At 71.1% G+C, this 24,595-nt stretch carries 22 protein-coding genes; 7 read left to right on the top strand and 15 right to left on the bottom strand.

What is annotated here, in order from left to right:
* Positions 1 to 41: 41 nt before the first annotated feature.
* Both ACQP0U_RS02985 and ACQP0U_RS02980 read right to left on the bottom strand, forming a co-directional pair.
* Positions 42 to 725 carry a DUF305 domain-containing protein gene (locus ACQP0U_RS02985; RefSeq protein ID WP_433315554.1) on the bottom strand — a complete coding sequence of 228 codons (684 nt, stop codon included), beginning with the start codon at positions 723 to 725 and terminating at the stop codon, positions 42 to 44.
* Between the two features lie 14 nt (positions 726 to 739).
* Positions 740 to 2,620: a sigma-70 family RNA polymerase sigma factor gene (locus tag ACQP0U_RS02980; protein ID WP_433315552.1), complete on the bottom strand. Its 1,881-nt coding sequence runs from the start codon at positions 2,618 to 2,620 to the stop codon at positions 740 to 742.
* 321 nt (positions 2,621 to 2,941) lie between these two features.
* On the opposite strand from ACQP0U_RS02980, the gene ACQP0U_RS02975 reads away from it, so the two are divergent.
* Together ACQP0U_RS02975 and ACQP0U_RS02970 are read left to right on the top strand one after the other, a co-directional pair.
* Positions 2,942 to 3,127 (top strand): hypothetical protein, encoded by a 186-nt coding sequence (locus ACQP0U_RS02975; protein WP_433315550.1) that lies wholly within the window; start codon positions 2,942 to 2,944, stop codon positions 3,125 to 3,127.
* 244 nt (positions 3,128 to 3,371) lie between these two features.
* The gene (locus ACQP0U_RS02970) at positions 3,372 to 4,178 is read left to right on the top strand and encodes a SigB/SigF/SigG family RNA polymerase sigma factor (RefSeq protein WP_433315549.1); all 807 of its coding nucleotides are present in this window, start codon (positions 3,372 to 3,374) and stop codon (positions 4,176 to 4,178) included.
* A gap of 19 nt (positions 4,179 to 4,197) precedes the next feature.
* On the opposite strand, the gene ACQP0U_RS02965 is transcribed toward ACQP0U_RS02970, so the two are convergent.
* The 11 genes from ACQP0U_RS02965 to ACQP0U_RS02915 all read right to left on the bottom strand — a co-directional run bounded on the left by ACQP0U_RS02965 (position 4,198) and on the right by ACQP0U_RS02915 (position 14,723).
* Positions 4,198 to 5,265, bottom strand: coding sequence for a DUF2855 family protein (locus ACQP0U_RS02965; protein ID WP_433315548.1), 1,068 nt, complete (start codon positions 5,263 to 5,265; stop codon positions 4,198 to 4,200).
* Between the two features lie 69 nt (positions 5,266 to 5,334).
* Positions 5,335 to 6,549, bottom strand: coding sequence for a PP2C family protein-serine/threonine phosphatase (locus ACQP0U_RS02960; RefSeq protein ID WP_433315546.1), 1,215 nt, complete (start codon positions 6,547 to 6,549; stop codon positions 5,335 to 5,337).
* A gap of 53 nt (positions 6,550 to 6,602) precedes the next feature.
* Entirely contained in the window at positions 6,603 to 8,093 is a 1,491-nt protein-coding gene (locus tag ACQP0U_RS02955; protein ID WP_433315544.1) for a glycoside hydrolase family 130 protein, read from the bottom strand.
* The gene (locus ACQP0U_RS02950; protein WP_433315542.1) at positions 8,090 to 9,142 is read right to left on the bottom strand and encodes a glycosyltransferase; all 1,053 of its coding nucleotides are present in this window, start codon (positions 9,140 to 9,142) and stop codon (positions 8,090 to 8,092) included. The genes ACQP0U_RS02955 and ACQP0U_RS02950 overlap by 4 nt, the downstream gene beginning before the upstream one ends.
* Positions 9,139 to 10,275, bottom strand: coding sequence for a glycosyltransferase (locus ACQP0U_RS02945; RefSeq protein ID WP_433320567.1), 1,137 nt, complete (start codon positions 10,273 to 10,275; stop codon positions 9,139 to 9,141). The genes ACQP0U_RS02950 and ACQP0U_RS02945 overlap by 4 nt, the downstream gene beginning before the upstream one ends.
* A 116-nt stretch (positions 10,276 to 10,391) precedes the next feature.
* Positions 10,392 to 11,396 (bottom strand): glycosyltransferase family 4 protein, encoded by a 1,005-nt coding sequence (locus ACQP0U_RS02940; protein ID WP_433315540.1) that lies wholly within the window; start codon positions 11,394 to 11,396, stop codon positions 10,392 to 10,394.
* The gene (locus ACQP0U_RS02935; protein WP_433315538.1) at positions 11,393 to 11,566 is read right to left on the bottom strand and encodes a hypothetical protein; all 174 of its coding nucleotides are present in this window, start codon (positions 11,564 to 11,566) and stop codon (positions 11,393 to 11,395) included. The genes ACQP0U_RS02940 and ACQP0U_RS02935 overlap by 4 nt, the downstream gene beginning before the upstream one ends.
* A 292-nt stretch (positions 11,567 to 11,858) precedes the next feature.
* Positions 11,859 to 12,890, bottom strand: a complete 1,032-nt coding sequence (locus ACQP0U_RS02930) for a medium chain dehydrogenase/reductase family protein (protein WP_433315536.1) — start codon at positions 12,888 to 12,890, stop codon at positions 11,859 to 11,861.
* An 87-nt stretch (positions 12,891 to 12,977) separates the two neighbouring features.
* On the bottom strand, positions 12,978 to 13,520 hold the full coding sequence (locus tag ACQP0U_RS02925) for a TetR/AcrR family transcriptional regulator (RefSeq protein ID WP_433315534.1): 543 nt from the start codon (positions 13,518 to 13,520) through the stop codon (positions 12,978 to 12,980).
* A gap of 54 nt (positions 13,521 to 13,574) precedes the next feature.
* Positions 13,575 to 13,907 carry a nuclear transport factor 2 family protein gene (locus ACQP0U_RS02920; RefSeq protein WP_433315532.1) on the bottom strand — a complete coding sequence of 111 codons (333 nt, stop codon included), beginning with the start codon at positions 13,905 to 13,907 and terminating at the stop codon, positions 13,575 to 13,577.
* Between the two features lie 36 nt (positions 13,908 to 13,943).
* Positions 13,944 to 14,723, bottom strand: coding sequence for an SDR family oxidoreductase (locus tag ACQP0U_RS02915; protein ID WP_433315530.1), 780 nt, complete (start codon positions 14,721 to 14,723; stop codon positions 13,944 to 13,946).
* A gap of 122 nt (positions 14,724 to 14,845) precedes the next feature.
* Here ACQP0U_RS02915 and ACQP0U_RS02910 point away from each other — a divergent pair, with 122 nt between their 5' ends.
* Positions 14,846 to 15,337, top strand: coding sequence for a winged helix-turn-helix transcriptional regulator (locus ACQP0U_RS02910; protein ID WP_433315528.1), 492 nt, complete (start codon positions 14,846 to 14,848; stop codon positions 15,335 to 15,337).
* Between the two features lie 5 nt (positions 15,338 to 15,342).
* Here ACQP0U_RS02910 and ACQP0U_RS02905 read toward each other — a convergent pair whose 3' ends face one another.
* Positions 15,343 to 16,224, bottom strand: a complete 882-nt coding sequence (locus ACQP0U_RS02905) for a helix-turn-helix domain-containing protein (protein ID WP_433315527.1) — start codon at positions 16,222 to 16,224, stop codon at positions 15,343 to 15,345.
* A gap of 156 nt (positions 16,225 to 16,380) precedes the next feature.
* Between ACQP0U_RS02905 and ACQP0U_RS02900 the strand changes: the two genes are divergently transcribed.
* Entirely contained in the window at positions 16,381 to 17,247 is an 867-nt protein-coding gene (locus tag ACQP0U_RS02900; RefSeq protein WP_433315525.1) for an oxidoreductase, read from the top strand.
* 98 nt (positions 17,248 to 17,345) lie between these two features.
* On the opposite strand, the gene ACQP0U_RS02895 is transcribed toward ACQP0U_RS02900, so the two are convergent.
* On the bottom strand, positions 17,346 to 18,821 hold the full coding sequence (locus ACQP0U_RS02895) for an MFS transporter (protein WP_433315523.1): 1,476 nt from the start codon (positions 18,819 to 18,821) through the stop codon (positions 17,346 to 17,348).
* Positions 18,822 to 19,062: 241 nt separating this feature from the next.
* Between ACQP0U_RS02895 and ACQP0U_RS02890 the strand changes: the two genes are divergently transcribed.
* The 3 genes from ACQP0U_RS02890 to ACQP0U_RS02880 all read left to right on the top strand — a co-directional run bounded on the left by ACQP0U_RS02890 (position 19,063) and on the right by ACQP0U_RS02880 (position 24,505).
* On the top strand, positions 19,063 to 19,542 hold the full coding sequence (locus ACQP0U_RS02890; protein ID WP_433315521.1) for a winged helix-turn-helix transcriptional regulator: 480 nt from the start codon (positions 19,063 to 19,065) through the stop codon (positions 19,540 to 19,542).
* A 129-nt stretch (positions 19,543 to 19,671) separates the two neighbouring features.
* Entirely contained in the window at positions 19,672 to 20,922 is a 1,251-nt protein-coding gene (locus ACQP0U_RS02885; RefSeq protein ID WP_433315520.1) for a DUF222 domain-containing protein, read from the top strand.
* Positions 20,923 to 21,478: 556 nt separating this feature from the next.
* Positions 21,479 to 24,505 (top strand): S8 family serine peptidase, encoded by a 3,027-nt coding sequence (locus ACQP0U_RS02880; RefSeq protein ID WP_433315518.1) that lies wholly within the window; start codon positions 21,479 to 21,481, stop codon positions 24,503 to 24,505.
* The last annotated feature ends 90 nt before the right edge of the window (positions 24,506 to 24,595 follow it).

Here is a 24,595-nt window from a genome sequence, read left to right as displayed (position 1 = left end):
AGGTCAGACGTCCGCATCGGCAGGTCTTCCGGGCCGCACGTTCAGCCGCCCGGTGCGGCGGTGGGCGCGTCGGGCCGGCTGTCCAGCGTGCTCAGCTCGGCGGCCCGCGCCTGCTGGATCCGGCCGGCGAGCGCCTTCAGCTCCGCGCTTCCCCCGGCGGTCTGCTCACCCTGGCACAGCACCACGGTCTGCGCGAGGTGCGCCCGGATCAGGGCGACCGCCCGGGACGGCACCTCGGCGTCGGGCGCGGTACGCAGGTCGGCGAGGCTGGCATCGGTGACCATGCCGGGCATCTGATGCCCCTCGTGGATGTTCAGCTCCGGCACGTTGCCCGCGGCCAACAGCCCACGCAGGTCCCGCAACTCCGCCTGATGAGCGCTCCGCACCTCGCCGAGGAGGGCCCGCAACGGCGGATCCACTACCGTCGGTCGGCTTTCGAGCTGGTCGATCAGCGCGAGCACGCCCTCGTTCATCGGGATCAGCAGTTGGATGAAGGCGTCGTCGGTGCCGTTGAGCACCACCGGCGCGGTCGGCGTCGCAATGGCCGTCGCGACTGCGGCCGTCGACGCCGCGGCCGACGAGGGCACCTGCGTCTGGCCGGTGCGGCCCCAACCCTGGGTGAGACCGACTGTCAGCGCCGTGGCGACCACTGTCGCGACGACGCCGACCATCCGCCCGGCACTGACCCGACCCCCGGGGCGCTCCGCCATGATCTGCTCGTCCATCCGTTCGCCAGTGCTCAACGGGCGGCTTGGAACGCGCGGCCGACCACTGTCGCCTCGGCCCCGTCGCTGAACAACCCGGACCGGTCCTTGTCTGTGGCGGGCAGACCGAACCAGGCGTAGCGCTGCAGGTAGGAGAGTTGGCCGAGCATGGCGGTGGCCGCCGTGAGGAAGGCCGCCTGCTGCTCCTGACTGGGGAACTGCGAACCGCCCGCGCCGAAGCGGATCAGCGCGAACTCGGTCAGCCAGATCGGCTTCCGGTACCGCTGGTAGACGGCCTGCAGGTACTGCCGGAGTTGGGCGACAGCGGTGGCGGTCGTGAAGTCCGAGCCGAACCAGTGCAGCGTGATGAAGTCGACCCGGTGGCCACGGGCCTGGGCGCCGGTCATGAACCGGTCCAGCCAACCCTGCGGGTCCGGCCCACCCCAGGCGACCGCCGGGCTGCCCAGCTTGCTGCCCGTCGCCATCAGCTGCGGCCACAGGTCCAACGCCTGCTCGACTGTCATGTTCGCCTGCTCGGCCAGGTCCGGCTCGTTGAAGGTGAGCAGGTACGGCCCGGCGGCCTTGGCCCGAGCCAGCTCCGTGGCGGTGACGTTCTCCGCGCTGCGGATCATCGGCACGAACGTCGCACCGCGCGGAGTGCTGATCCCCGGGTGCTGGGTGCCCCAGGTGTAGTACCAGCCGGCCCTGGAGTTCGCCAACGCCTGACTCGCCCCGGCGAAGTTCCACACCCCCACGCCCTTGCGGGCGGAGCTGACCACCGGCGCGACCGGAGCTTTCGACGAGGGCCGTGCGCTCGGCGAGGGCGCGACGCTCGGGGTGGCGACGGCGGTCGGCGCGGCGGACGGCGGAGCCGCCCACGAGGGTGCGGACGGATCGTCCGGCAGGATCACCACCGCCATGGTGATGGCCAGGACGGCGGCTGCCACACCGGCGGCGAGGGACGGCACGAGGCCACGGGGCCGATTCATCGCGAGGTCGACGACGCTCGGGCCACCGCCCCCATCGGTGGGCACTCCACCGGACGGGGTCGGCCCGGCGGGTCCAACCGCCGGGCTCGGGGGTGCGACGGCCTGCGCGGCGGCCGCGGGGGCGGCCGCGTTCGGCAGGTGGGCGCCGAGACCCGCCGGCAGTGGCAGCAACGGCAGGCCGGCGAGCAGCCGGTCGATCGGCAGCAGTGTCGTGCCCAGCCGCCCACAGAACGCGCAGTCGCGGACGTGTCGAGCCAGCCGCTTGCGCCACAGCGAGCTGGGCGTGCCGTCCCATTCGGCGGTCACGGCGCCCAGGTCCGGGCAGCCGGGGCGGGCGCGGAGCGCGCGTACGACGCCACGGGCGCTCTGGATCTGCTCCTTCATCCGGTGGATCCGCACGGCGACGTGCCCCGGTGACAACCCGAGCGCGTCGGCGACCTCGTTCCGGTCGATCTCGCCGGTCTCCTCCAACCACCACAGCGAGAGCAGTTCCTGGTCGTCCGGGTCGAGCCAGCGGGTCGCCTCGGCGACCTCACGTCGCTGGTCGGTGAGGCCGAGCCGGAGAATCGTCATCCCCGCGAAGTCGGAGGCGGGGTCGGGCACGTTGTGGATCGCGTCGAGCCCGGCGTCGCGGTTGAGCGCGACGCGTCGGCGCGTCTCCCAGTCCCGCACCTGGCGGATGGTGATCGCCACCAGCCAGGACCGGTATGCCGCCGGGTCGTTGAGCGCGGGCAGGTACCGGATCACCCGTACCAACGTCTCCTGGACCACGTCGTCGACGTCGGCGTGCCCGCGCAGCGCACGCCCGACGATGTTGTAGACCAGCGGGAGCGAGGCCGCGACGACGTCGTCGAGAGCGCGCTGGTCGCCCTGCCTGGCCGCGACGACCAACCCGACATCGGGCAGTGCTCGACCGGCTGACGACATGGGTCTCACTCCTTGTGTGCTCATCCGCGCGGTGCCCACGCTGGCTGCGCTGACCGCCCTCAAGATCGGAGACTCGCGGCAGCGGGTGGGATTACAGAATTCCCGGGCGGCCGGTTCCCCACAAGCGACGCGGGTCCGTCGGCGGCGCATACGCGGCGACGATGCCGGGTATGGTGCGGGGTGTCGGTGTCGCCGGGCGCTCGCCCGTGCACAGGACACCTGCATTCGGGCGCCAGCGTGTGCGCCGAAGCGTCACCAGGTCGCACGGCCGACGTTGCCGAGGCCTCCGACGCACCCCTTTCGTAGAGACAGGATCCCTGCATGACATCGAACGACAACGGTCGACCCGCCCTGTTCCTCGCCACGTCGAACGGCGACGGGCTGGACGGGCCGGCGGTGACCTTCGACAGCAGCGAGGAGGCCATGCGGCGACTGCGCCACCCGTTCGCGGTGAAGCCCGCCCAGCCGGCCCCGGCCGCTGTCGACTCCTCGGACCAGCGCGGCTGATCGAGCGCGCTCTCCGCCCGTCGGGGCACCACACACCTGCGCTGGTTCATACTTTCGGCTAGTAAATGGTCCGCCTTTCGGGTAGGGTCCGGGTCAGCAATTGAACGACATGACGCGGTGGCGAGGCCCGTGCTCGTGGCCTTGCGACAGCGCACCTTCGCCCGTATGTGCGCCCCGGCGACAGCCGGTTCGGAGACCCTTCCGGTCGACTCGATCGACGGGCACGTGCGGGAGGGACCATCCCATGGCCACCATCGTTGAGAACGCGATCAGCACCCACGTCAGCCAGCGGAACAGCGGCCAGAGCCCGGACGACCTTCTCGCCGCGCTGGCGGCGACTCCGGCGGACGACCCCCGCCGCCCAGCACTGCGGGACCGCGCCATCGAGGCGTGGCTGCCGCTCGCCCGGCACCTGGCGCGCCGCTACAGCGGACGCGGAGCACCCGACGACGACCTGGCCCAGACCGCCTGCGTCGGGCTCATCAAGGCCGTGGACCATTTCGACCACAGCCGAGGTGTCGACTTCAGCGGGTACGCCATTCCCACAATCATCGGTGAGATCAAGCGGTACTTCCGGGACCGCACCTGGGCGGTGCGCGTGCCGCGCCGCCTCCAGGAGCTGCGTATCGCGATCAGCGCCGCCAACAGCGTCCTGACCCAGAACCTCGGCCGCCTGCCCACAGTGGCCGACATCGCCGCCTACCTCGACGTGACCGAGGAGACCGTCCTGGAAGGGCTGGAGGGTGCGCGCGCCTACCGGGCCACGTCGCTGTCCACCCCGACCGGGGCGGACGGCAGCCGGGAGCTCGGGGACACCCTCGGCGACGACGACCGCGAATTCGACCTCGTCGAGATCCGCGTCGCCCTCGGCCCGGCCCTCGCCACGCTGCCGGAACGCGAACGCCAGATCCTCAGCCTGCGCTTCCACGGCAACCTGACCCAGGCCCAGATCGCCGACCGGATCGGCGTCTCGCAGATGCACGTGTCCCGGCTGATCACCCGCTCGCTGGCCGCGCTGCGCCACCAGCTCACCGAGGACGTCGCCGCCTGAACCCGGCACCGTCAGCCGTTCAGAGCTGGACGACGTGGCCCACCCGTGGCGGCGTACGACCGGCGAGGACGTCGAGCCACGCGTGTTGGAGCGCCGCCGGCCCGGCACCCACCCGAACGTCGAGCCACCCGCCCACGACGGCCGCGAAGCGTTGCCAGGCCTCGGTGAACCGCTGGTCGAGCCCGTCGCGGCCCCAGTCGTGGCTGCGCTTACGCATCTGCACCGGCGCGAAGAACACCTCCTCGGCGGCGTCGGCGTTCGGCGTCTGGTTGGTGAGCCCGACGGCGATGTCCCGGACGAGCCGGTCGCCGAGGCGCCGACGCAGGGCGGCACGGGTCGAGGGCGCACCGGACAGGTCGAGGTAGACGGTCGGAACCACGTCGAGGGCGTCGACATCGTCGTACGACACGACCTCGTCGTAGCAGCCGAGCGACCGGGTGAACGCCAGGTTGCCGGGTGAGGTGAGACCGACCAGGCGCGGCCCGCGCCGGTGCAGCTCGAACGCGGCGGCGTACGCGGTCTTGCTCGACGCCGACGACACCAGCAGCGCCTCGGCACCGTGGAAGTCGTTGTCGACGACCTGGTCGGCAAGCATGAACGAGGTGAAGAACAGCGGCCGGAACAGGATCAGCAGATCCTCCTGGTCACGCTGGTACGCCGGGTCGCCGGCCGTCGACCGGTACGCGTTGTACGGCGACGGCAGCTCGGCCCGGTGCGGGCTCGCCTCGCGGAACCCGGACGCGTCCACCCGGTCCGGCCGCACCACGAGGTGACCGGCGGGCGGGAGGTATCCGTAGATCCGTTGCCCCACCTCGACCCCCGCCACCGTCGAGGCGACCACCTCGGCGAAGCCCCAGAGCGGCGGGAGGCCCCACTGCGGCCCGAGCCCCTGGGCCTCCGGCGGGAAGAACTGCCAGTACCGCATCGAGTCACCGAGCACCGCGTAGGTCACGTTGTTGGCGGTGAGGCCGACGCGGTCCACGCGCAGCAGGGCCTCGCCGTCGGCCAGGGCGGGGGTGGAGCCATCGACGAGCGTGGTCTGCCCGAGGTCGTCACGCGCAACGGCGAAGGTCCATGAGTCAGCCATGAGGTGACGCTAGACAGCCCCGCAACCGGAGACAAGTGCACTGAGAGTGCAAAATCCCACTGCGCGCGGTCAGGGTCGGAGCGCGGCGAGGTCGCGGAGGTGCGCGAGCGGCAGGTGCGGTGGCCGCCACTCCACGAAGAGGGCCGTCGCGTCGTCCTCGAGCTGGTCGTCCTGGTAGCTGACGACCGCGCGGACCAGGCGACGCATGGTCTCCGGGCTGGGCAGACCGTCGTTGAGGGCGCGGTTGACGAAGTCGACGAGCCGACCCAACCCGAACTGCTCCCCCTCTGCGCTACGGGCGTCGGTGATGCCGTCGGTGTAGGCGAGAATCCGGTCACCAGGGTGCAGATTTTCCACGTGCACCCGCGGCCGGCGAGGGGACAGGTGGCCCAGGCCGAGCGGCAGCACTGTCGGCCCCGGTAGCTCCCGAACGGCCTTGCCGTCACGCAGCAACATCGCACCTGGGTGACCCGCGTTGATCATGCTGAGGTGGCCGGTCCGGCGGTTCAACTCGATGAGCAGACCCGTGGCGAAGAAGTTCGGGTGTTCGGACCGCACCCACCTGTCGATGCTGATCGCCGTATCGACCAGGTCGAGGCCACACCGACGGGCGTTGCGGTACGCGCTGACCACCAGCGAGGCCAGGGTGCTCGCCTTGATGCCGTGTCCACACGTGTCGAAGAGCCCGACGCTGAGCACGTCATCGTTCAGCGCGTAGTCGAAGATGTCGCCGCCGACGTCGTAACACGGTTCGAGGATGGCGGTGACCACCAGGTCGTCGGTGGCGAAGGTCAGCGGTGGGAGCAGGCCCCACACGATCTCGGCGGCGACCTGCATCGGCATCCGCCGCCGCATCCGCTCGACCACGTCACCGTAGAGCCGGCGGTTGACCAGGATCTGGGCGATGTTGACCGCAACCTCCCAGGCCGGACCATCAATCGTCTCGCCTGCGGCGGCCGGCGAGACGATCTCCAGTACGCCCATCCGCTCACACCCGAGCAGCAGTGGCACCCACACCCGGTCCGGGTTGTCGGGCGCGCGCTGGATGTCGAGGGTGGTGAAGGCCCGACCGGCGAGCGTCGTCTCGATCGGCAGCTGGTCCCGGTCCAGACCCGCACCGAGCAGCGGCACGAGGAGGGTCTGGGTGTAGTCGGCCAGATAGATCACGATCTCGCTGGCGTCGATCGCGGGCGCAGCGCGGGCCACCAGCTGCGACACCTCGTCGGGCCCGCCCCGGGGCGCGTTGAGCTGCAACCACCGAACCACCTCGCCGACGTCGACCATGCTCCACCTCCCCCTGTCCTCCCCGAACACAGGAGCACGTACGAGCGGTGAGGTTACCGCGCCCCGCCGCAATCCCCACCCGCCTCGACCATGGCGCTGAGGAGCGCGGACAGCGGCACTGTGGCGAATCCCACCCGGGCGTCACTCGCCCCGTACGGCATCCACAGCTCGCCGTCGTGCACCAGCGCGCCGCAGGAGTAGACGACGTTCGGTACGTACCCGTCGCGGTCCTTCTCGTCGGGTGCGAGAAGCGCACCGGGCAGGTGCGCGACGACCCGCTCCGGTGTGTGCAGGTCGAGCAGGAGGGCACCGATCGCGTACCGACGCATCGGCCCGACACCGTGGGTGAGTACGAGCCAGCCGGCGTCGGTCTCGATCGGTGATCCGCAGTTGCCGACCTGGATCAACTCCCAGCTCTCGCCCGGCGCGTGCAACGGGGTCGGGGCCTGCCAGCGGCTCTCGCCGTCCAGGGCGGTCAGGCCGATGGTCTCGCCGTCGGCACGGCACAGGGCCAGGTGCCGGCCGCCGACGGTACGCGGAAACAGCGCGATCCCCTTGTTCCGGGCACCCGGCCCGCGCATCGGGGTCATCTCGAACTGGCGCAGATCGTCGCTGGCCAGCGCCCGGGTGGCGATGTTCCGGCCGTCGTAGGCGGTGTAGGTGGCCCGGTACACCGGACCTGACTCATCGACGAAGCGGACGAACCGCGCGTCCTCCATGCCGTTGCTCTCCGCCGGGGTGGCTGGCCAGAGCACCCGTTGGTGCAGGACAGTGTTGGCGGGGAAGGACGTGGCGTAGCTACCGGCGTTGGTACGGCGCAGTTGCTCGACGGTCCCCAACCCGGTGCTGCGGGAGAGCAGATCGGGTGGCAGGTTGCCGAGCACCCGCTCGAAGGCAACCTCGTCGTACCACTCGGGCAGCGCGTCCAGCACGGTGGCCGCGACCTCGTTGTCGCAGCCCTCCTCGGCCAGGCCGGCGACGAGCAGGTCTCGGCGGTGCCGTACGCCCATCCGCTGCCCGACGGTCAACGGCCCGGCTCGGTCAGTGATCGTGAGCTGTTCCCCGGGTCCGACGACCGCTGTGGCGAAGCCGATCGAGGACACGTGGCCCTCGCCCACCTGGCGCAGGCTGACGGCGACGCGCAGCTGCCCGGGGGCGAGACCCGTCTGGTCCGGGTGGGCCACCATCGACGGGTTGCACAGGGCGGCGGCCTCGACGGCGTACTCGTGGCTGAAGTAGGCGCCGACCAGCAGCCGGCTGTTCGGCGAGAGGTCCCGGGCCCGCGCGGCGCGGTGCCGGACCAGGTCGTAGTGGTGGGCGAAGGTGCCGGCGAGGTCGCGGTGCCGGGCGCCGAACCGGTCGAGGGTGTCGCGCAGCAGCCGTGCGGTCTCCTCGTCGGCGAGGTGCGCGACCCGGTCGATGAGTGCCTGCGCGCGGGTCCGAACCACCGCGGCATCCTCACCCGGGACGAAGAGCTTGATGATGACGCGGCGTGGATCGGGGGTGAGGGTGACGTCCCGCCGGACGGCCAGACTCCCGGTCACGACCACCGCCGGGCGTGCTGCAGGGTGGAGATGAGCGCGAGGGTCGACTCGGCGCCCTGGTTGAGGTTGGGCCCGTGCGCGGTCAGCCCGTCGTAACCACCGCCGGTCGCCGGATCCCACATCGGCGTGCCGAGGTCGTTCTCGCCGAGGAACCACCCGACCGCCTGCCGCACCCCGTCGTCCCACACCGGGTCCCCGGTGACCGCGGCCGCCGTGGCACAGGCATCGGCGAAGGCGGCGACCTCGATCGGCTGCTGGTCGTGGTGCAGCCGTACCGCGCCGCGCCGCCAACCCCCGGCTGGAACCACCGACATCCGCCCGTCGCGGAGCTGGACGTCGCGCAGCCAGGTCAACATGCCAAGGCCGTCGTCGAGGGGTGGGCCACCCTCGCGGAGCTGGCTCGCGGCGATGACCACCTCGGCGAGAGCGGCGTTGGCGTACGTCAACTCCTGCCGGGGCCACGGCCACCGCGGATCGGAGGCCGGGGGGCCGATCGTGCTGGCGGCGTCCGCCAGCAGGGACGCGGCGGCGACGTGGCCCGGGTGACGACGGAGCACCTCGGCCGCGCCCAGACCGGCGAAGGCCATCGTGTGCGGGGCCTTCGCCCGCCGTTTCGCGGCCCGGCTGAAGGCGACGAGCGCCTCCTCGCGTACCCATGGGGCGGGGCTGCGGGCGGCGGCCGTGCCCAGGCCCCACAGAGCTCGACCCCACCAGTCGCCGAGCCCTGGTTCGTCGGCCCAGCGCCGGTCGTGCCCGAGCCGGTTGTGGAACGCACCGCCGTCGTCCTGCGCGTGGGTGAGGAACGCCAGGTAGCGCTCCGCGAGCCGGAGCAGCTCCTCGCTCGGCTCCGGCTCGCGGCTGACGACCACCAGGCCACGGGCCACGTCGTCGGTGCAGTACCCGTGCTCACGCCGGACGATGGCGTGTCGTGCGTGCTCGAACAGGCCAGTGTCGTCGCTCAGCCGAGCCAGGTGCGCGAAGCTCGGTGCGGGCGCCGTCACCCAGCGCCCACCCGTCGACGTCCGGGGGCGTCCGGTGGTCGCCGTCACGCCGGCACGGCGCTGACGGCGGGTGAACGGGCGTCGAGGAGTTCTTCGGCGAGGGTGCCGTAGCGGGCCGCCACCGCAGGCCACCGGAGGTGCGCGGCCAGCGGGCGGACCCGCCCGGCCAACCGGGCGGTCAGGCCCGGCTCGGTCAGGACCCGCCGGATCGCCTTGGCCAGTGCCGCCGGGTTCTGATGGGGTACGACCAGACCGGGCCCACCGGTCAGCAGCTCGACGGCGTGCGGGAAGGCCGTCGCCACGACGGGCACCCCGGCGGCCACCGCTTCGATGAGGACGCCGGAGGTGACCTGTTCGCGGGAGTCGTAGGGCAGCACGACCACGTCGGCGGAACGGATCAAACGGCCCAGAGCCTCCTGGTCGTGGTAGACGTCCTGGTAGTCGACGGCGTGCGCGACGCCCAGCTGGGCACCGAGTTGGTGCAGCCCGGCCCGGTACGCCTCACCGTGGTGCTCGATCACCTTCGGGTGGGTCCGCCCGGCCACCGTGTAGGTCGGGGTCGGTTCCAGATCCTGCAACGTGGCGAGGGCCCGCAACGACCACTCGATGCCCTTGCCCGGCCCGAGCAACCCCCAGGTCAGCAGGTGCGGGCGGGTACGCCTGTCGACGGGTACACCGGCAAGCTCGGCCGCGCCGTGCGGAATCACCGTCACCTTGCCGGCTGGCACGGCGTACCCGACGAGCAGTCGGTCGCGGGCGGTGTCGGTCATCGTGACGACCGCCCCGGCGGTCGCCACGATCTGCTCCAACAGGGATTTCTGCCGGGCCGAGGGCTGGCTGAGCACTGTGTGCAGGACCACGATGCTCGGCACGCTGAGCCGCCGCAGCAACGGCAGGACCTCCTCGCCGTCGGTGCCGGGGTAGATGCCGTACTCGTGCTGGACGATCGCCACGTCGTACGCGTTCAGGGCGGCCGCCGCCTCCCGCCAGCCGGCCGGGTCGCGCGCCGACCAGGTGTGCACCACCCCGGGCACGGGCCGTAAGTCGTCGCTGTGATCGGTGACCCGGACGATGCCGCCGCGGGTGCCGTCGGCGGTCAGCTGGGCGGCGAGGGCCGCGTTGAACGTGGCCAGTCCGCACCGGGTCGGTGGGTGGGTGCTGAGGAATCCGTAGCTGGGCATGAACGTCGGGCCTTCCGGTTGTCGGCCACCACCGGAGTACGGGGTGAACCTCACGCGGGAACGGCGCACGCCGGTCAGCGTGTGTGACCGGCGGAACGGAGAGCGGTGCAGCTCGGTCAGTTACCGACGAGCTGGTCGTAGACGGCGAGATAGTCGGTGACCATCCGGTCCGCGCTGAAGCGCTTCAGAGCCCGCGCCCGACACTCCACCCGATCGAGGCCGGCGACCCGGGTGATCGCTTCGACTGCCTGGTCGACGGTGGAGACGAGGAGACCCGTCACCCCTTCGTCGACGACCTCGGGCATGGATCCCCGCCGGTAGGCGACGACAGGAGTGCCACAGACCATCGATTCCACCACCGACAGTCCGAACGGCTCGTCGAAGGCGATCGGGTGCAGCAGCGCGGTGCTCTCACCGAGCACCTCGGCACGCCGTCGCGGACCCACCGACCCGAGGAAGACGACCTGGTCGCCGTCGATGTGCGGGGCGACCTGCTCGGCGAAGTACCGCTCGTCCTGCACGATTCCGCAGATGGTCAGGCGCCGGCCGGCGCGGCGGGCGATCTCGATCGCGGTGTGGGTGCCCTTGTCCGGATGGATCCGGCCGAAAGCGGCCAGCCCGGGGCCGGCCTCGCTGGTGAACGGCAGTCCGCCGACGTCGACGCCGTGGTACACCGTGGCCACGTAGTCGAGCTCCGGTGCCCGGTCCGCGTCGGAGATCGACACGTACGACGAGCGGGCTCGGCCGTAGGCGGGCAGGATCCCCGCGCCGGAGAAGCCGTGCACTGTGGTCAGCAGGGGTGCGCGGCAGTGCTCCGCGAACGCCAGGGGCAGCCAGTCCAGGTGACTGTGCACCACGTCGAACTGCGCCGAGCGGGCCATCGCGTGGGAGACGTGCATCGCCTCCCACACCCGGCCGTCCAGGTCCGGGGCGTCCGCGTACCCCCGTGGGCAGACTCCGTCGAGCTGGGCGGACGTGACGGAGTCCAGTGTCGCGAAGAGCGTCACGTCGAGCCCGCGGCTGACCAGCCCCTCAGCGAGCAGGCCGGTCACCTGCTCCCACGGGCCGTAGTGGTGCGGGGGCGTACGCCAGGCGACCGGTCCGAGCAGCGCAACCCTCAAGGTGATGACGCGTCGACGAGATCAGCTGGGTTGAGGTTGAGGGTGGCGAGCAGCCCGGAGTGCTTGGCAGGATCCACGCGCTCCGGCAACTCCCGCTCGACCCAGTCGGCCCGGGCCTGCTGACCCCTGTCGCGAAGTGCGCTGACGATCCGGTCCCTGGCGATCCTCATCTGGTACTCCCTGGTTAAGGCGTTCGGAGCAAATTCGCACGGAGGGCGAACCTGGGTGCGCTGGCCGGGCGACCGACCGCCGGACGCCGGCGACGCGGTGACCTGTCGGTCGGGACGCGGTGGGCGATCAGCCGACACGACCGGTACGTCGCGGCGATGGAGAAGATGAGCGGTAACGCCCCTGGCGGGCTGGTGGCGACGGCGTCTGGCGGCCACCGGGGTCCCGGGCGACATGTTCACCGTACGCCCTCGCGGCGGCCCGCCGCACCAGCGCCCTGCACCGGGCCCAAGGTCAGGGCTCCAGCACCACCTTGCCGGCGCGGCTGCGGGCCTCGGCGAACACCAGCGCTGCGGAGACCTCGCTGAGCGGGTAGCGGGCGGCGATCTGCGGCACGATCACTCCCTGCCGCAGCAGGTCGAGCACGATGCCGAGGTCGGTGCGCAGACGACGGCGGAACGCGGCGGGGCGGGTGAGCTGACCGGCCCAGAAGTTGTAGAAACCGGCCCGGTGGCCGTTGGGCAGCGCGTTCCAGGTGTACAGGCGGGCCAGCAGCTTCACGAAGACCCACACGACCGACTGCCCGGTGCCGACGGCGGCGGCGTTGCCGTAGACGACCAGCTTGCCGCCGGCGGCGAGCAGGGCGTACGAGGTGCGTACGCCCGGGCCGGCGACCGGGTCGAAGACGGCGTCGACGCCACCCGGCGACAGCTCGCGGACCCGCGCGGCCAGGTCCGGGTCGCGGTAGTCGAGCGGTTCGACGCCGAGTTCGCGCAGCCCGGCGTGGTGCCGTGCGGCGGCGGTGCCGATGACCCGCAGGCCGAGGTGTCGGCCGAGTTGGACGAGCACGCTCCCGACGCCGCCGTTCGCGCCGTGCACGAGGATGGTCTGCCCCGCCGTCAGGTCGGCGTCCCGCAGCATCTGCCAGGCGGTCACCCCGTTGACGACGACGGTCTCGGCCGCGGCGGGGTCCAGGTCCACGGGTACGGGGGTCACGGCGTCGATGTCGACAAGCGCGTACGTGGCCCAGGCACCGGTCCTGGTGACCGCCGCCACCCGGGTGCCGACAAGCGCGTCGTCACCGCCGGGGCCGACCGCCCGGACCGTGCCGACGAGGTCGTAGCCGGGCACGAACGGGAACTTCGGCTGACCGGGGTAGAGAGCGTGGCGCATCTGCTGCTCGGCGAACGAGATGCCGGTGGCCTCGACCTGGACGAGTGCCTGCCCCCGGGCGGGGACGGGCATCGCGCGTCGGTGCAGCTGGAGGCCGTCGGGCTCCACCACGCCGGGCAGCACCACTTCGGTGATCATCGTGTCGGTGGTCATCTGACTCTCCTTTGTTTGTAAGTGTGCACTCACACACTTCTTTGCCTCAAAGAGTGGGCCGCCGAAGCGGCCCAGCATCGGGGTCGGTCAGGGGTGGCGAATGCCAGCGGTCAGGGCGCGAGCCCAGGGCTCCGGGACCTGCTCCAGGCCGGCCGTCACGATCAGGTGGCACAACTGGCCGTACGCGAAGAACTGCTGCACCTGCGCGTCGCTCGCGCCGGCCCGACTCTGCACGAAGGTCGCGACCCGCCGGTAGCCGGCCCGCACCGCCTCGGCGACCTCCGGAATGTCCGTGACGGCCTGCGCCTGCACCTGAAAGAGCAGGAGGTCACGATCGGCGATCAGCTCCGCGTACGCACCCCCCATGGCGTCGAGGATCTCCTCCGGGCTGCCGCCCGCAGCGCGCTCCGCACCCGCCTCGATCGCGTCGGCGATCCGGTCGAAACACGCTCCGGCCGCCGCCACGAACAACCCGAGCTTTCCGGCGAAGAGCCGGAAGACGTACGCCTCGGAGATGCCGGCGGCGGCGGCCACGGCGGTGACCGGGGTGGCGTGGAAGCCGGCGCGCGCGAACACCGACACTGCGGTGTTCAGGACGGTGACCCGGCGGGCCTCGGCGGTGGATCGCATATTTGTAAGTGTGCACTCACAAACAAGTGTCGTCAAGCCCTCGCGCCAAGCCCGTCAGGGAGCGATGCGTAGCAGCCGGATCGCGTTGTCGTCGTAGTCGCCGAAGCGGTACCGGAGACCGGCGAACGGGCTGCCGGGGAAGTCGCCGGTGATCGTCGCGGTCACGACGGTGCCGGTGGGAGTGTCCTCGACGTCGGTGATCTCGTACGACACCAGCGGCACGGCCTGGCGCCACCGGCGGATGGCCTCGATGCCCCGGTGCTCGGTCGACTCGTCCTCGACCACTGCGTCCTCGGCGAAGAGGGCGAAGTAGTCCTCGGAGTCGGGCTGGCCGGCGAGGTCGAAGTAGCGGCGGATGATGGCCGGTGCGGCCTGGGTAGCGGTCATGGTCGGCGTCCCTTCTGGACGTTGCTGAAGATCGGGTCAGACCGTCGGGATGGTGCCGCCGTCGATGACGTGTTCGGCGCCGACGATCGCCGAGGCACGGTCGGAGAGCAGGAAGGCCACCAGGTCGGCAACCTCCTCCGGCCGCGCCGGGCGGCCGAGCGGGATCCCACCCAGCGAGTCCATCAACTGCCCCAGGGCGGTGTCGCGATCGACACCACTCCCCACGGCGAGGCGGTCGACGAGCGCGTCGGCGGCGGTGGTCTGGATGAAGCCGGGCGCCACGCTGTTCACCCGGATGCCGGACGGCGCGAGCTCGTTCGCCAAGCCTTTGCTGTACGCGGTCAGCGCGGCCTTGGCCGCCGCGTACCCCAGGGTCGCCTGGTGCATCGGCTTGCGCCGCTGAATCGAGGAGAGATGAACGATCGCGCCGACGCGCTTCTCGATCATTGCCGGAACGAGGCGCCGGTCCAGGCGTACCGCGCCGAGGAGGTTGAGGTTCAACTCCTCCATCCAGGCCTGCTCACTGAGTGCGGCGAAACCACCCGCCGGAGCGTGCGACCCACCGACGACGTGCACGACGATGTCGGCGCCACCCTCGGCGAGCAGGCACTCCGCCACCGCCTCCGCGCCGTCGACGCTCGACGTGTCGGCGGCGATGAACCGGTCGGCGAACTCGTAGCCCGCCGGCTCACTCCGGGCGCTGACCCACACGTCCGCCCCGACCTCGCGCAGCCGTGCGGCGATCGCCGCGCCGGCCCCCTTCGTACCTCCGGTCACCAGTGCGCGGCGACCGTGCAGCGAGTCCCGCTGGGACATCTGTTACTCCTGTCTGGGCAGCATGAAGCGGCAGTCGTATAGTTACTGCTGAAACAGAACCTACTAACTTCGACACTAGCACCTACTCGGGAGAGGGCACAGTTGTGGCCGGGAAGATCCGCTTGGAGGACCGCGAATGTCCGCTGTCCAGCGCACTGGGCCACGTGGGCGAGTGGTGGACGCTGCTGATCCTGCACGACGCCTTCGACGGCTACACCCGGTTCGACCAGTTCCAGGCCAACCTGGGTGTCTCGTCCAGCATCCTCACCAGCCGGCTCAAGACCCTCACCGGTCAGGGGTTGCTCGAACGGCGCAGGTACCAGACCAGGCCCGACCGCTACGAGTACGTCCTCACCGACCTCGGCCGCAGCCTGCGGCCCGTCGTCGTCGCCCTCGCCGCCTGGGGCAACTCACGCCTCGACCCCAGCGAACGCAGCATGATCCTTGTCGACCGAGCCACCGGGGTGGAGGCCGACCCGGTGATCGTGGACCGCAGCACCGGGCGCCCGCTCGACGACGCCGACTTCGTGTTCGCCGCCGGCCCAGCCGCCAGCGAGGCCATGCGTAAACGCTACGAGCACATCTCCACCGAGGCGGCCCGGCAGCGGCCCTGACCGGCTCACTCCAGCGGATAGAGGCGGGCCGGGTCACCGGGCCGGAGACTGTCCGGCACGTCGTCCGCGGTGCTGGCGGCGATCGAGCCGAGCAGAGCCAACGAGCGCGCGGACTCCGTACCGGGTTCGGCGTGGTAGATCACCAGAAGCTGCCCGTCGGCGCCCGCCACCGCGAGCTTGTCGCAGTACAGGTCGAGGTCACCCACCTCGGGATGGCGCAGCCGGCTGACGATGCCCTCCCGCCGACGTACCTCGTGCCGCGCCCACAGCCGTCGAAAGCAGTCATTCTTGATCGACAACTCCCCCACCAGCGCCGCCAACCGGGGGTCGTCGGCCGACCCGGCCGAGTCGGCACGCATCTGCCCCACCACGCTCTGCATCGCCTGCCGCCAGTCGCGGAACAGCTCCCGCTCGGCCGGGTCCAGAAACACCGCGCGGAGTCGGTTGGAGCCCGGGGCGAGGTTCGGCGACAGCGCCCTCGCCATCGGGTTCGAGGCCAGGATGTCGAGGTAGCGGTTCTGCACGAAGGCCGGCATGGAGAGCTGCCGCAGCAGGTGCAGGATGCTGGCCGGCACCCGCTCGGCGGCCGGTCGGACCGCCCGGCGCGACCGCGCACGGCTCAGCCCGATCATGTATGCGGTCGCCTCCGGGTCCAGCCGCAGCACCCCGGCGAGGGCATCGAGGACCTGCACCGAGGGGTGCCGCTCGCGACCCTGCTCCAGTCGGAGGTAGTAGTCGGCGCTGATGCCGGCCAGCATCGCCACCTCCTCGCGGCGCAGCCCCGGCACCCGGCGCAGGCCCACGCCCGGACCGAGCCCGACGTCCTCGGGCCGGACCTGCTCCCGACGGGCACGCAGGAAGTCACCGAGCTGGTTCGTTGCGTCCATGCCACCGACGGTAGATCGCCAGGCCGGCCGGTGACTGGCTGTGTCACTACCAGGAACAGCTCGCCCTGCCGCCGGGGTGGATCCCGGCGGACAGTCGTCGGAGAGCCGCTTTCGAACGGCCGCCTGGATCATGACGACGACGGACAGAGGATGACTATGAGTAACAACCTTCCCGGCGGTGCCCTGACCCCCGCCGACGGCCTCACCCTGAGCCGGATGGGCTACGGGGCGATGCAGTTGGCCGGCCCGGGTGTCTTCGGCCCGCCCCGCGACCGCCAGCAGGCGCTGGCCGTGCTCCGCGAGGCCGTCGACCTGGGCGTCCGACACATCGACACGAGCGACTTCTACGGGCCCGTGGTGGTCAACGACCTGATCCGCGAGGCGCTGTTCCCGTACCCGGCCGACCTGCACATCGTCACGAAGGTCGGGGCGCGCCGCGGCGCGGACGGCTCCTGGATCATGTCGTTGGAGCCGAATGACCTCAAGGCCCAGGTCCGGGAGAACCTGGATCATCTCGGCCTGGATGTCCTCGACGTGGTCAACCTGCGGGTGGGCTCGGCGCACGGCCCCCAAGACGCACCCATCGCCGAGCAGTTCGCTGCCCTGGCGGAGCTGCGCGAGCAGGGCCTCATCCGGCACCTCGGGCTCAGCACCGTCACCTCCGCCCAGCTCACCGAAGCCCAGGCCATCGCGCCGGTGGTGACAGTGCAGAACCTCTACAACGTCGCCAACCGCCAGGACGACGACCTGGTCGACAGGTGCGCCGCGGAGAACATCGCGTTCGCCTCGTACTTCCCGCTCGGCGGGTTCACCCCGTTGCAGTCCGACACGCTCGACGCCGTGGCCGCCCGACTGGGTGCCTCGCCGCAGCAGGTCGCCCTCGCCTGGCTGCTCCAGCGATCCCCCACCACAGTGCTGATCCCCGGCACCTCCAGCGTGGCGCACCTGCGGGAGAACGTGGCGGCGGCCGACCTGAAACTGCCGGCCGACGCGATCGAGGAGTTGGACGCGCTGGCTGCCTAGCCGGTACTGGTGCGGCCGGCTGGTGCTGGTGCGGCCAGCCGGCCGGCCAGCGCTGGTGCTGGTGCGGCCAGCCGGCCGGCTCGTGGTGGTGCGGCCGGCTAGTGCTGGTGCTGGTGCGGCCGGTTGCGGATGAGGGTGAGCGCGAGCACGGCGGTGACGAGGAAGACGACGCCGTTGATCCGCAACCCGGCCTGGACACCGGAGGTCAGCGCCTCGGCGATCGCCGCCCGGACCGGGTCGGGCAGCGGTTGGCCGCCGTTGGCGCCGGAGGCCACCGCCGCCTGCACGGCGGTGCGGGTCGGTTCGCCGACGTGGTGCGCGGCGAGCCGGCCCGGCAGGTCGGCCACCATCGTGGTGGTGAGGAGCGTCCCGAGCACTGACGAGCCGAGCACCGAGCCGACCTGGCGGGCGGCGTTGACCGCCCCGGAGGCCATACCGGCCTGGGCGGGCGCGACGCTGGCCAACGCCGCCGCCGTCGCCGGGGCCACCACCAGACCGCTGGCCGCGCCGAACAACACGAACAACAGCCACCGGTCGCCGAACGACGTGGTCGGGCCCTGGTTCGCCAGAGCGAAGCTCGCCACCGCACCGAGGACCAGGCCGACTGTCAACGGCGCCTTGAATCCGGTACGACGGATCGCCCGCCCGGCACCGAAGGCGACAAGCACGTAGGCGCCGAAGAGCACGAGCATCCGCCAGCCGGTGTCCAGCGGGCTGAGCGCCTGGGCACGTTCGTGGAAGAGGACCAGCAGGATCGCCACGCCTGTGAAACCGAACAGCGACACCGCGCCGACGACCATGACAGCGCTGAACGACGCGGCCCGGAACAGCCGTACGTCGAGCATCGGCGCGCTGGTCCGCAGCTCGACCAGCACGAACGCGACAAGCGCGACGACCGCGACGACCCAGGCCGCCGAGACCACCGGGCTGGTGTAGCCGCCCTTGCCGCCCTGGATCAGCGCGTAGACGGCAGCCGCGATCGCGACGGTGCCCAGCAGCAGGCCGGGCACGTCGAGGCGGGCCGCGCTCGACCGGGACTCGGCCACCCCGACGACGGCGACGACGAGGGTGATCAGGCCCAACGCGATGGTCGACAGGTAGACGCTGTGCCACTGGTAGTGCCGCAGCAGGGTGCCGGCGATGAGCGGGCCGATGGCGAGCCCGATGCCGGACGCCGCCGACCACGCGGTGATGACCTCGGTCCGTCGGTGCGGGTCGGTGAAGGTCGCGCCGAGGATCGCCAGGCTGTTCGGCAGGATCAGGGCCCCGCCGAGGCCGGCGACCAACTGCCCGACGATCACCCACGCGACGGTCGGAGCGCCGGCCACGACGCCTGCGCCGACGATCATCGCGACGACCCCGGCACCGAACATGCGCCTACGCCCGTAGCGGCTACCCAGGGTGGCCGCGGACAGCACGACACTCGCCACCATCAGGGTGTAGGCGCTGGGGATCCAGACCAGGGTTGTCGGGTCGACCTGCAGGTCCCGCTGGATGGTGGTCAGCGCGGAGACCGTCGCGGTGATCTGCAGGAACGTGATCATCGCGCCCAGACACATGGCGATCAGGGTCACCGGGCGGGAGCCGCGCAACGGTGAGCGGGCGGTGGCTGCCGGCCCGCTTGCTGCCGGTCCGGGCGGGGTAGCTCCGGGCGGGGTGGCTCCGGGCGGGGTGGCTCCGGGCGGGGTCGGGGCTGTGGCGCTGGTGGTCACTGAAGATCCTTCAGGATGGCGGTCTGACTTGCGTATGCTGAAGTCAGCGCCACCCAGTGAAGCACCTGACTAGCCCTCCCGCAAGTCAGGTACGCTGGACGGCATGGAGGACCTACGAGACGATCGTGATTCCTGGACGAGCGAGAACTGCTCGGTGGCCCGGGCGATGGACATCGTGGGCAGCAGGTCAACGGTCCTGATCATGCGCGAGGCCCTGCTCGGCACGCGCCGCTTCGACGACTTCGTCCGCCGGGTCGGCGTCGGCGAGCCCGCCATGGCCGCCCGACTCAAGGAAATGGTCGCCGCCGAACTGCTCGAACGAATCCCCTACCGGGAGCCGGGGCAGCGCACCCGCCACGAGTACCAACTCACCCGCAAGGGCCGCGAACTCCTGCCCGTCATCACCGCGCTGCGCAACTGGGGCGACACGTGGGCCGCCAAGGACACCGGCCCGTCCATCGTCGCCACCCACCACGACTGCGGCGAGCCGATCCGTGCGGTGCTCCGCTGCGCCGCCGGCCACGAGATAACGGACGGCGACATCGACATCACCGCCGGCCCGGGCCTCGTCCGGCGCGACTGACCCTCCGAGTCGCGACCAGACCGGCAGCCTTCCCAGCCGAAGTGCGGCCCTGTCAGCTCGGCGTCGACCCCAGCCAAGCCAATCGATCATGATAACTGAAATGTCGTACACCTGTTCTAGTCTCTCGTCATGGTTGAGGAGTTGGCGCAGGCAGACGACGCTGTCGCCGCCTGCGCCGACGCCGCCGCCTGGGCCCTTCCGGAGCACGACCTGATCGCCGCGCTCGACGCTGCGCACCGCCTTCAGCAACGCCTCGCCGCCGTCAGCCTCACCCTCATCCGCGAGATCGACGGCCGCGGCACCGCTCGCGGCCAGGGCGCCTCCAGCACTGCGGTCTGGCTCCGCGAGCGACTGCGGCTCACCATCCCCGCCGCCCGCCGCCTCGTCGACCTCGCCACGGCCCTGGACACCGGCAACCCCGGGATACGACAAGCGCTAGCCGACGGGCACATCACCCTCGACCAGGCTCGGGTCATCACCGACACCGTCACCACCGTGCAGGCCACCGCTGGCACCGAGGCCGCCGACAAGGCCGTTGGCGTGCTCACCGACTGGGCCACCCAGTTCGACCCCACCCACCTGCGCAAACTCGGCACCCGCATCCTCGACCACGTCGCCCCCGACATCGCCGACGCCGCCGCCCAGGCCGCACTCGAAGCCGAAGACCGCCGCGCCGCCCGCGACCGGCACCTCACCATCTCCGAGCAGACCGACGGTCGCCTGCGGCTCACCGGCATCCTCGACGCCGAAACCGCAGGCCTGCTCCGCGCCGCCATCGACCCACTGACCGCGCCCCGCGGCCCCGACGATCAACGCACCGCCGGGCAACGCCGCCACGACGCCCTCGCCGACCTCTTCCGACTCACACTGCGCACCAACGAACTACCCGAGCACGGCGGCGACCCGGCGCAGATCGTCGTCACCACCAGCTACGACGGGTTGATCCGACAGCTGGGCACCGGCGCTCTCGACACCGGCCTGCACCTCACACCCGAGACCGTGCGCCGGCTTGCCTGCGACGCCACCATCCTGCCCACCGTCCTCAGTGGCGCCGGCCAACCACTAGACGTCGGGCGACAACGCCGCCTCATCACCGGGCCTCTGCGGCGCGCCCTGGTGCTGCGTGATCGGGGGTGCGCGTTCCCTGGCTGCGACCGACCGCCCCGCTGGTGCCACGCCCACCACATTCACCACTGGGCCGACGGCGGCACCACCAGCCTGGCCAACGCCGTCCTGCTCTGCGGCCACCACCACCGACACCTTCACCACAGCGACTGGACGGTTCAGTTGGCCGGCGACGGCCACCCCGAATTCGTGCCACCAGCCTGGCTCGACCCCGACCAGGTCCCCCGCCGCAACCACTACCACCGACGAACGTAAGAGCAGCCAGCCGACACCAACCAGTGGGCAACACTCCGCGTGCTGGACGAAGCGAGCGCTTCGCTGCCACCCAACAACTCGGGCGCACGCATTGCTCGCTCAACGAGACAGGCTGCTCTGCGTGCTCGACGGCGCGGGCATCGTCTTGACGACCGCCGGAGGGCGGACGGCGGCGTGCGCCGCGCAGGCCCGGCTCAAAGGGTGCTCGGCCGTCTTGGCGAGCCAACGGCGGCCCGCCCTAGTCGGCCACTTAGGACAGGCATCCGGATTCGCAGGCACCGAGGACCACGAGGACCGACTCGACCGACAGCGCGGGCATCGGACCAAATGGCATGGATCTCCCACGGCGACGTCCCCAAATGACGCGCAAAGTACCCGTTGTGTTACGAGCTTGTTTCCAAGATGACAGCCAGGTTACGTGTGCTTCTCGATGATCGGTACCGATCCTAGGTTTCGGCCACCGTCATCAGTCGTGGCGGCCGGCACCGAACGTGGAGGCAACGACGTGCCACAACCGAACGCACATCGGACCGGACGGGCCAGGTACGGGGTCAGCATGCTGGCCGCCGTGGCGCTGACCGCGGCCGGTCTGACCAGCCTGCCCGCCAGCGCCACCGCCGCGCCGGCCAGCAGCGGACCGACCGCCCGCTACCTCGTCCAGCTCGACGAGGAGCCGCTGGCCACCTACACCGGCGGGGTTGCCGGGATCGCGGCGACCAAGCCGGCCGACGGGGCCAAGCTGAACCGTACGTCCGGGAACGCCAACGCGTACCGGGATCATCTGCGCCAGAAGCGTAAGTCGGTGCTGGACCGTGTCGGCGTGCCAGCCGAGCGCACCCGCGTCACCATGGAGACCGCGTTCAACGGCTTCGCCGCCGACCTGACCGGGCCGCAGGCCGCCCGGTTGCGCGCCACCAACGGTGTCCGAGCGGTGTACGCGAGCCAGAAGGTGCACGCCGCCACCTCGCACACGCCGGACTACCTGGGCCTGACCGGCAAGGGCGGGGTGTGGAAGAAGGAGTTCGGCGGAGACTCCCGCGCGGGTGAGGGCGTGATCATCGGGGTCATCGACAGCGGCTACTGGCCGGAGAGCGCGAGCTTCGCGCCGCTGCCCAGTCCGCGCCCCGACCAGGCCATCATCGACGCCAAGTGGAAGGGCACCTGCGACGTTGGCGTCGAAGCGCCGGTCACCTGCAACAACAAGGTGATCGGGGCGCGCTGGTACAACGACAGCGGCATCGCCGAGGCGTTCCCGGACGACTACTCCTCGCCGCGCGACCGCAACGGCCACGGCACCCACACCGCCAGCACCGCCGCCGGCATCCACGGCGTGCGGGCCACGTCGGGCACCCAGGACCTGGGCATGATCTCCGGCATGGCGCCGGCCGCGCGGTTGGCGATCTACAAGGCGCTGTACGACAACGGTGCGGGCGGAGCGACAGGCACCGACATCGACATCGTGCATGCCATCGACGACGCGGTCGCGGACGGCGTCGACGTGATCAACTACTCGATCGGTGACGACACCGAGCAGTTCGGCGCGGTCGACGCGACGTTCTTCAACGCGGCCGCCGCCGGAGTGTTCGTCGCCGCCGCCGCCGGCAACTCCGGCCCGTTCGCCAACACCGTCGACAACTCGACGCCCTGGCTGACCACGGTGGCCGCGAGCACGACCGACCGGCAGAACACCCGGAAGCTCACCCTCGGCAACGGCACCACCATCGCCGGTGTGGGCATGGGCGAGACCGGCGTCGGGCCGGCCCGACTGGTCTTCGCCAAGGACAGCGCAGTCGACCCGGACGGCGCGTACGGTGCCGGTCTCTGCGCCGACGACACGTTGGATCCGGCCAAGGTCAAGGGCGCGATCGTGCTCTGCCTGCGCGGCGAGATCCCGCGTACCGACAAGAGCATCGAGGTGGCACGGGCCGGCGGGGTCGGCATGGTGCTGTACAACGAGGAGCTGAGCTCCCTCAACGCCGACGTGCAGACCGTGCCGACCGTGCACATCAACGAGGTCGACCTGGCCACGGTCACCGCGTACGTCGCCAAGGGCAACGCCACGGCGACCATCTCGCCGAGCACGCTGGAGACGGTCGAGGCTCCCGCGGTCGCCGCGTTCTCCTCGGCGGGCCCGTCGAACCTGAACGCCGGTGAGCTGCTCAAGCCAGACATCAGCGCGCCCGGTCAGGACATCGTCGCCGCGTTCTCCCCGTCCATCGGCGGCAACGACTTCGCCCTGGAGTCGGGCACCTCGATGGCGGCGCCGCACATCGCCGGTATCGCCGCCCTGCTGCTGGCCAAGAACCCCGGCTGGTCGCCGGCTGCGGTCCGCTCGGCGTTGATGACCAGCGCGGTGGACAAGACCGACAAGGGCAACCCGATCAAGATCGGCACGTACGACGCGACTCCGCTCAACTACGGTGCCGGCCAGGTCGAGCCGGGCAGTGCCTTCGACCCGGGCCTGGTCTACGACTCCAACCAGCAGGACTGGATCCAGTACCTGTGCGGGGTGTCCGCCGACCGTGGCGGCGAATACGGGCTCGGCGACCTGGACGGCTGCGACACGATCGGCGCGATCGACACGGCGCAGCTCAACTACCCGTCGATCTCGCTGGGCCGGATGGTGGGCAAGCAGACGGTGACCCGTACGGTCACCAACGTCAGCGACAAGACCAGCACCTACTCCTCGTCGGTGCAGGCCCCGCCGGGCTACAAGGTCAAGGTCACCCCGAAGAAGATGCAGATCCGTCCGGGCCGGAGCGCCCGCTTCACCGTCGAGGTCACCAACACCGGTGGCGCGTTCGACACCTGGGCCGACGGTTCGCTGACCTGGCGCGACGAGTTCAAGCACGCGGTACGCAGCCCGCTTGTCGTGCGCAACTCCGGGTTGGTCGCCCCCGACGCCATCACCGGCAAGGGCACCTTCGGCAGCGTCCGGATCGCCGCCGAGGTCGGCTACAAGGGTCAGCTGATCTCGCAGCTCTCCGGCCTGACCTCGGGCACCAGCAACGTGGTCACCCTGACCGGCGACGGGCCGAGCTGGGACTGGAGCACGTCGAACAACCTGCCGGTGCCGCTGCCCGCGTCGATCAGCAGGACAACCCTGCACGTGCCGGCCGGGACCCGCAGCCCACTCGTCCAGGTGACGTCGGAGCGGCCCACCTGCTCCCACATCGACTGGGACGACGAGGAGGGGGTGATGGAGTGCACCGAGTTCAGCCTCAACGTCTATGACAAGTTCGGGAAGTTCGTCACCGCCACGGTCAGCGGTCGGGACGGCGCCAAGGTGACCCTGCCGGACGGCGCCGGGGACTACATCGTGGTCGTCGAGCAGGAGTTCACCGAGAACATCAGGGACGGCGCGAACGCGTACACCGTGACCAGCTACCTGCCGGGCGCGCCGGGCACGTCCACCGGCCGGTTCACCATCGACCCGAAGCAGCGCGGCGTGCAGCCGGGCACGACGGCGAACCTGACGCTGCGGTGGTTCGGTCTCGCCCCGGGTCAGCGCTACCTCGGGGTGCTGGAGTTCCGCAACGGTGACGGCTCGTTGAAGACCGTGCCGGTCACCGTCCAGTCCTGACCGTGCCGACGGGCCGGTGGGCTGACGTGTGACTCAGGTCACCGTCGGTCCGCCGGCCCACCGTCCCGCCGGGCAGAGGTGATCTGCTCG

The sequence above is a fragment of the Micromonospora sp. CA-269861 genome, from assembly GCF_050948505.1.
Classification (GTDB): Bacteria; Actinomycetota; Actinomycetes; order Mycobacteriales; family Micromonosporaceae; genus Micromonospora.
This window is presented reverse-complemented; position numbering and strand designations above follow the sequence as displayed.